Consider the following 7049-nt stretch of genomic DNA (forward strand, 5'->3'; position numbering starts at 1 on the left):
AATAATGGATGTCCCTTATTAACTTAAAATATTGCTGACAGCGGAGCTTGGTATAAAAAGCGATTTATACCAACGCTACTTTATTCGTAAGAGAAAAGATCTCCGCCATGCATATCAATCATTTCAATCGCTTTACCACCACCACGTGCTACACATGTTAATGGATCATCGGCAACAACCACTGGAATACCAGTTTCTTCCATTAATAAACGGTCTAAATCTTTTAGTAGCGCACCACCACCTGTCAACACCATACCGCGCTCAGAAATATCTGATGCTAATTCTGGTGGTGATTGTTCAAGTGCAACCATAATCGCACTGACAATACCTGTTAGCGGTTCCTGCAGAGCTTCTAAAATTTCATTGCTATTTAACGTAAAACTGCGCGGAACACCTTCAGCTAAATTTCGGCCACGCACTTCAATTTCAACTAATTCTTCGCCAGGGTATGCCGAGCCAATTTCATGCTTGATGCGTTCTGCTGTTGCTTCACCGATAAGGCTACCAAAGTTACGACGAACGTAGTTAATAATCGCTTCATCAAACTTGTCACCACCTATGCGAACTGACGATGAATAAACAACACCATTTAATGAAATGATACCAACTTCTGTCGTACCACCGCCGATATCAACGACCATAGAACCTGTCGCTTCAGATACAGGAAGCCCTGCACCAATTGCAGCGGCCATTGGTTCATCAATTAAGTAAACCTCACGAGCACCTGCACCTAATGCAGACTCGCGAATAGCACGACGTTCTACTTGTGTTGAACCACAAGGTACACAAACTAAAACACGTGGGCTTGGGCGCAAGAAATTATTGCTATGAACTTGTTTAATGAAGTACTGCAACATTTTTTCTGTCACGAAAAAGTTAGCAATCACGCCATCTTTCATCGGTCGAATAGCTTCAATGTTGCCAGGTGTTCTGCCCAACATTTGCTTTGCCGCTGTACCAACTGCCGCAACGCTTTTTGAACCGCCAGCACGATCTTGGCGAATAGCGACAACTGAAGGCTCATTTAAGACTATACCTTGATCTTTTACATAGATAAGGGTGTTAGCTGTTCCTAAGTCAATTGATAAGTCATTGGAGAACATGCCACGTAATTTTTTGAACATATTTTTACTAACCTTTTACATGCTGATTTATCAACGTTTACGTTGCCATCAACAGCTACAAAAATCTTTTACATAATTACCTGACATCATACCCCACCTTGATGTGAAATTGGCAGAGCAAATTTAAAAAATTATTAAAAAAGGTGAAAAAACATTAAAAAATAACGCTTCCGATGGATATTGACTGGTTAAACCTTAAAAACACAAGCTTTAAAAACCTTTTTATAAACTTCGTGCTTCTATAACTACTGTTCGTGAGGTGACATCATTACCCATACTGCAAGTAGCTTGACTTGATATTTCATAGTAGGTGACACCATCATGCTGAAAGTCTTGGCAGGTAACAGTAACTGGGCATGATTTTCCCAAATGATTACTCACGATATTATAGTTACTCGGATTAGATAATGACGCGTCGTTACACCTTAACGCTGCGCCACTATTACCACCTGTTGCTAAGGGAAATATCTCAGAAAGTTTAATCTGTACACCGGAATTTGCTGCAGCATATGCTCTTGTGCCAGAGACTTCATAGGCAACACTTTGACCGCTAGTCGAGAGAATATTTACCATACCTACACCAACAAGTAGCATGACAACCATAATAAAAATAGCAATAACTAGCATACTACCGCGCTGGCTTTTAGCCGATGAAATCAGAGGTCGCTTATGGAACATTTGGCACCTGTATTTCATTATTAAAACTGATTGATTCAAAATTTTCTGCAAAAGTAAAGTTCACCAACACAATAGCATTGCGTTGTCTTGTCGAATCAGCAAATCGAAAAGGTGTTGAGCCTGCAGTGTTTAATGAAGCAGCCATTAAAACACCCTCACTAAAAGGGCTAGGTAAATTAGCACTGTAGCTTGAGTAGCCTTGATGACGAGTTAAGCTACCATTAAGTCCGGCAGAATCTGTGGTTACACAATATGCAACGGGTGACTCAATAAAGTATACGCGCGATGTTGGCGAGTGTTGAGGAAACTGTTTGCTAGCTGAAAGTGTCAATACCCATTCGTTGCCTGCAACTTGATTCAAGTTATCGATAGAAGCGCGACGGGCTGACGAGTTATAGACATCATCAGGCGTTAATGGGTAGACGATAACGGCTAAGCTATCACTATAAAGACTCGTATCAAAAAAGCGAACAATATTGATTTGGTCACTTGCTGGGTCTGGAGCTACTGCTAATTGAGTATATACCGCACTCAGTTTGGCTGGCGTAAACTCAACACACTGACTATTTCCTGAGCTTAATGTGCGTATGCTATTTGGTAAGGCACCACGCAACTCTCGATTTAGTCGTTCAATAGAGAAACGCGCACTAGATATCAGCTCATCTCTGGTTGTTACGTCAACATATATTTGCGTTGTCACACCGATAAAGCCAGAAATTCCAACCGATAATACGCCAAGCAAAACAAGCACAGTGACAAGCTCAATTAGCGTAAAACCTTTAGCAAGGAGTTTCATTAGAAATTTGTCCTGTAGCCCGAAAAACTTATCACTTCATCACTAGGTGTTGTTACTAATACAGTCACCAATTTCGCCAATTGATTATTATCAGCAATGCCATCAAAGTTGCCATCGTATATAACATTAACACTGACATCAAAGCCCAAGTAATATTGCCCTAAGCTTTCACCTAATGCATTTTCTATGTCTTCACCAAGGAGGTTTAAACCATTATAGTCATCGACATCATTGTAGTTACTACGTGTTTCTCCTTCAGGCCCTAACACGTTACTGCAAGCACTTTGCCCATCTTCGTTACAGCGATATGTGCCGCCAACACGGTCTGAACTTTCGTCGAAAGAACGCCCTAAAATTTCAGTTAATAACGATTGCCCAAGCTCTGCCGCTTTTATCTGCTGAACTTGATCTGCGCTCTTCTGGGTTGCAGGCAACACCAGAGAGGAAATAATAGAAAAAGACAACGAAATGACAACAATGCCAATAATGATTTCGACTAGAGTAAAACCTTGTTGGCGCAAACTATATGGCATGAATATACCCTTGCGATTCAATTCTGATGGTTAACGTATCGATGCCTGACACCGCAATGTCACAGCCACCAAAACAATCAGCTTGCGGCACACCTAACGTGTTAAAACGAATAACACCAGCACCACCATCAAGGGAAAAACTGACATTTTCCTCAGTAGGAACAGTTATACTCAAATTATTTACATTGTTACAGCTTGGTTTGTTTTCAATACTACCTAAGATTTGATCTTCAGAAACTTCAACCAGATGACAAATATCATTGGTTTGTTGCATAGCTCTTAATTGCATAGCTCGAATAAGTGAAATGACCTGAGCGCGGTAACTGTGTTCTTGATAACTTTCAGAAGAGGAAAAACGTGGCGCAACAACAACGGCCAGCACCCCTAAAATGATGATGGTAACAATTAGCTCAATTAACGAAAAGCCTTGTTGTTTCATAGTAACCATAAGATTTGTTAGTTAACTGAATAGTAACGCTTTTTGAAAAGAATTGCTTTTAATTTTCGCAATAAAAAAGGAGACCATGTCTCCTTTAAAAATACCAAACATAAAAAAGCTATTAGCAATCGTTTTGTCCAATTGACGGTTCATCACCTTCACCGATAGGCTCAGCATAGTAAGCCGTGCATGGGAACAAAGGACTTAGATTGGAATAACTGCTTGGTGGATATAAGTCTTTTGGAAAAACATATACTTCACTCGCCGTTGGATTTAGCACAACATCATAATCATCTGATATTTGCAATAACTCATCTTTAATAATTGCAAGCGCTGCTGCATCATTTGAACGAGGGTAGCCATATCTAGTATTCACCGTAACGTTATCGACGCTAACGCTACCTGCTTCGACATTTTCATTACTATGAATGAGCGACTTACTGTACACCAAAGCTGCCATCGACTCTAAAGAACCTTTAGCCGCTTTTATGGTTGCTGTTTTAGCATCATCTTGTAAATCAACGAATTTAGGTGCAGCCACTGCCGCAAGAATGCCTAAAATGACGATAACAACGACTAGTTCGATTAGAGTAAAACCTTGAGCTTTTTTCATTTTTATTATTTTCATCTATAAAAAGAGAAGAGGAGCGTAACTCCTCTTACAAAACCTACTTAACAATCTTCTTGATTAATTGTTGGTGTACCGTTTTCAGCAGCTACTTCCTCATAAGACACGAAGCATTCAGCTAAATCAGCAAAGGCAGTAGTATCTCCAGCCAATTTGATATAAACGACACCACCAGATTGTCCTGCTACGTACTCCGCAGCATCTATATCTAATAGCTCGGTAGCCCAAAGCGTGGCTGCTCCGTCATCATTAGAACGTGGGTAGCCGTAAGCAATTGGAAATGCAGCATTACCATTAACAGAAACTGTAGCAGTCTCTGAATTCTCATTACCCGCAATAAGTGACTTAGAATGTACTAATGTTGAAGCACTTTCCATTGAACCTTTAATTGCCTGTAAGGTTGCTGATTTGGCATCATCTTGTAAATCAATGAACTTAGGCGCAGCAGTTGCTGCTAAAATACCTAAAATCACAATAACAACGACTAATTCAATTAGGGTAAAACCTGCTTGGCGCTGAATACTTTTCATCTTTATATCCTATCTCAAAAAATATTAATTATTGTTGGTTAATATGAATCACAACAGCACTGTTTGCAGGTGCATATGTAAAGCTATTACCGGTAGTTGTTAGCGCATTACTATCAGGAGCCTGCCATAGGTTGCCATCGCGCACTAAGCTCTCTTTCAAGTGATAATGACACAATGACGTTTCACCTGTGCCACTTTTACTGACGAAGTAACTTACAGAATCGTCATTATTAAGCGTTGTTTCAGACGTTGTCACACCTGGTGGTTGTTGTAAGATATTTAGCCAAACCTCTTCACAGTTTGCAGCGTCAAACCCACCACCTAATGTTGCGCCATCGGTTAGTCCAGTTACGTAACCTGGGCGAATACCATCAGCTTGATTTTCACTGGTTAATACAAGATCAACACCGTCATAATTCACACTATTTTGGCTGCTGCCATTTTGTGGACGACCTTCGGCTTCCCATTGAGCTCGAACAAGAGAGACACCCGTAGCAAAACCGCCAGCCATACCTTCGATATTAGCTTGCTTTGCTTGGTCAGTTAAATCGATAAATTTAGGAATCGCGGTTACCGCTAAAAATCCTAATATAACCACAACAACAACTAACTCAATGAGAGTAAAACCACTATGTTTTCTCATAACTACCTCTAATCAATGATAATAATGATATTGTAACAACTAATTTTTAAAGAAGTCACATTTAAATTATTTACTTTATAACTTACCACGATTTACCTAAACCGCAATAAATACGTTAACTTTTAGCCATTATTAGTAAATGCAGTATTTACAATAACTTGGCCATTTTTAGGTGAATATTCAAGATAGCTTCCATTTGGAAGGCTATAGCGACATACCTGTTTATTTTGTTCTCGCAAATTTAACGCAACCACAGCGATGGTTTCATTCATAAAATTTAGCGGTGTATCCATGGCTTGTTGCCAAATTTTAAAACAATCAATCGTTGTTGTTTGAGTGTCTATCCAGCCTTTTCGATTGACATTGATAGCTTCGACAATTGCGTTACCATCGACATCGGTTGTTTGCAACTCGACAATGTTCGGCTGATTGTCCATCAACCATTGGCTATGAACGACATTTACCTTACTCGAGAAGCTACTCGCCATACGCTGAAGACCTGCGCTGTTAAACTCTTCTTCGCTCCCTGAAAAGTATGTAATAAAACTTGCAATTAATATGCCCAAGACCGTAATGATGATCATAAACTCCGCTAACCACGTTTCTTTTTTTTGTGAAGCGAGATCACCAACCATCTTTATTTTCCTTGGAATGCAGACATCATATCCCACATTGGTGTGAAGATACCTAGCGCCAAAATCAAAACCATACCAGCAACAATACCAATCATAATAGGTTCAATACGTGCTGTTAACATACTCAAGTCGTAATCAACTTCACGTTCATAGTAGTCACCAACTTCCGCCAATAGTTCGTCAATTCTCCCTGTTTCTTCACCTACCGCAACCATTTGCAACACCAAAGGGGTAAATAATTGACTTGTAGCGGCAGAGCGCAGCAAACTTTCACCACTTTCAATAGCGCTTCTCATGGCTAATATTTTTTCACGCATGAAGGTGTTGTCTACCGCATCAGCCACCAAAGATAGGCCTGTTGTCATCGGCACACCTGCATTTAACACAATAGCAAAACTATGAGCAAAGCGAGATAAAATCGATCGTTCGATAATATCACCAGCTATCGGCATTTTCGTTTTACGTTTATCCCATGCATAGCGTCCACTTTCTGTTTTTAAGTAATTTCGAATACCAAAAAAGCCAGCGACTAGAACAAACAGCATATGAGGCCAATAGTTTAAAAAGAAGTTTGAGCTAGTGATAAGGGCTTTAGTGGCCCAAGGCAACTCAGCACCCAATTTAGTAAACATGTTGGCAAAGGTAGGAATAACAAAAATGTTTAATATCACTAACGCAGTTGCAATCGCCGCAAGTACAAAAGATGGGTAGCGTATAGCTGTTTTAATACGCTTTTTAGTTTCTTGCTCTCGCTCAAAATAGCTTGCTAGTTGGATAAAGGATTCATCAAGCTTACCGGTATTTTCACCAACATGAATGAGTGCAACGAATAATGAAGAGAAAAATCGAGGGTGTTTGTTAAGCGCTGACGATAACGCGTAACCGTTCTCAAGTTCTTTGGCTACTTCTCTAAGTACTTCACGTAATTTAGGAGACGTTGCCGACTCACTTAAGCCATTAATCGCTCTTAAAATTGGTACGCCTGATTTCATCAGTGCATACATTTGACGACAAAAAACAATCAGCTCGTCGAGAGACACTGG

Annotated in this window: 10 protein-coding genes; all 10 read right to left on the reverse strand. The window is 40.0% G+C overall.

Features of this window, described 5'->3' with window-relative positions:
• Positions 1–80: 80 nt before the first annotated feature.
• Positions 81–1124: a rod shape-determining protein gene (locus QQK02_RS14290; protein WP_193023155.1), complete on the reverse strand. Its 1044-nt coding sequence runs from the start codon at positions 1122–1124 to the stop codon at positions 81–83.
• A gap of 222 nt (positions 1125–1346) precedes the next feature.
• On the reverse strand, positions 1347–1802 hold the full coding sequence (locus QQK02_RS14295) for an MSHA biogenesis protein MshP (protein ID WP_284208770.1): 456 nt from the start codon (positions 1800–1802) through the stop codon (positions 1347–1349).
• A complete protein-coding gene (locus tag QQK02_RS14300; RefSeq protein WP_284208771.1) occupies positions 1792–2598 on the reverse strand; it encodes a prepilin-type N-terminal cleavage/methylation domain-containing protein in 807 nt (268 codons plus the stop codon). The genes QQK02_RS14295 and QQK02_RS14300 overlap by 11 nt, the downstream gene beginning before the upstream one ends.
• On the reverse strand, positions 2598–3131 hold the full coding sequence (locus QQK02_RS14305; protein WP_284208772.1) for a prepilin-type N-terminal cleavage/methylation domain-containing protein: 534 nt from the start codon (positions 3129–3131) through the stop codon (positions 2598–2600). The genes QQK02_RS14300 and QQK02_RS14305 overlap by 1 nt, the downstream gene beginning before the upstream one ends.
• On the reverse strand, positions 3121–3579 hold the full coding sequence (locus tag QQK02_RS14310; protein ID WP_284208773.1) for a type II secretion system protein: 459 nt from the start codon (positions 3577–3579) through the stop codon (positions 3121–3123). The genes QQK02_RS14305 and QQK02_RS14310 overlap by 11 nt, the downstream gene beginning before the upstream one ends.
• Before the next feature lie 112 nt (positions 3580–3691).
• Positions 3692–4183 (reverse strand): type II secretion system protein, encoded by a 492-nt coding sequence (locus tag QQK02_RS14315; protein WP_284208774.1) that lies wholly within the window; start codon positions 4181–4183, stop codon positions 3692–3694.
• 59 nt (positions 4184–4242) lie between these two features.
• Positions 4243–4728: a type II secretion system protein gene (locus QQK02_RS14320; protein ID WP_284208775.1), complete on the reverse strand. Its 486-nt coding sequence runs from the start codon at positions 4726–4728 to the stop codon at positions 4243–4245.
• 28 nt (positions 4729–4756) lie between these two features.
• Positions 4757–5371 carry a type II secretion system protein gene (locus QQK02_RS14325; protein ID WP_284208777.1) on the reverse strand — a complete coding sequence of 205 codons (615 nt, stop codon included), beginning with the start codon at positions 5369–5371 and terminating at the stop codon, positions 4757–4759.
• 122 nt (positions 5372–5493) lie between these two features.
• Complete coding sequence (locus QQK02_RS14330; RefSeq protein WP_284208779.1) at positions 5494–6006, reverse strand: hypothetical protein; 513 nt, start codon at positions 6004–6006, stop codon at positions 5494–5496.
• 2 nt (positions 6007–6008) lie between these two features.
• A partial coding sequence (locus tag QQK02_RS14335) for a type II secretion system F family protein (protein WP_284208780.1) occupies positions 6009–7049 on the reverse strand: 1041 nt, incomplete at its 5' end.

Origin of the sequence: Thalassotalea eurytherma (assembly GCF_030161415.1) — a bacterium.
GTDB classification, from domain to species: Bacteria; Pseudomonadota; Gammaproteobacteria; order Enterobacterales; family Alteromonadaceae; genus Thalassotalea_G; species Thalassotalea_G eurytherma.

Excerpts from the sequence above, each read along its gene's own strand:
- QQK02_RS14290 (WP_193023155.1), bottom strand. The coding sequence starts at position 1,124 with ATGTTCAAAAAATTACGTGGCATGTTCTCCAATGACTTATCAATTGAC.
- QQK02_RS14295 (WP_284208770.1), bottom strand. The coding sequence starts at position 1,802 with ATGTTCCATAAGCGACCTCTGATTTCATCGGCTAAAAGCCAGCGCGGT.
- QQK02_RS14300 (WP_284208771.1), bottom strand. The coding sequence starts at position 2,598 with ATGAAACTCCTTGCTAAAGGTTTTACGCTAATTGAGCTTGTCACTGTG.
- QQK02_RS14305 (WP_284208772.1), bottom strand. The coding sequence starts at position 3,131 with ATGCCATATAGTTTGCGCCAACAAGGTTTTACTCTAGTCGAAATCATT.
- QQK02_RS14310 (WP_284208773.1), bottom strand. The coding sequence starts at position 3,579 with ATGGTTACTATGAAACAACAAGGCTTTTCGTTAATTGAGCTAATTGTT.
- QQK02_RS14315 (WP_284208774.1), bottom strand. The coding sequence starts at position 4,183 with ATGAAAAAAGCTCAAGGTTTTACTCTAATCGAACTAGTCGTTGTTATC.
- QQK02_RS14320 (WP_284208775.1), bottom strand. The coding sequence starts at position 4,728 with ATGAAAAGTATTCAGCGCCAAGCAGGTTTTACCCTAATTGAATTAGTC.
- QQK02_RS14325 (WP_284208777.1), bottom strand. The coding sequence starts at position 5,371 with ATGAGAAAACATAGTGGTTTTACTCTCATTGAGTTAGTTGTTGTTGTG.
- QQK02_RS14330 (WP_284208779.1), bottom strand. The coding sequence starts at position 6,006 with ATGGTTGGTGATCTCGCTTCACAAAAAAAAGAAACGTGGTTAGCGGAG.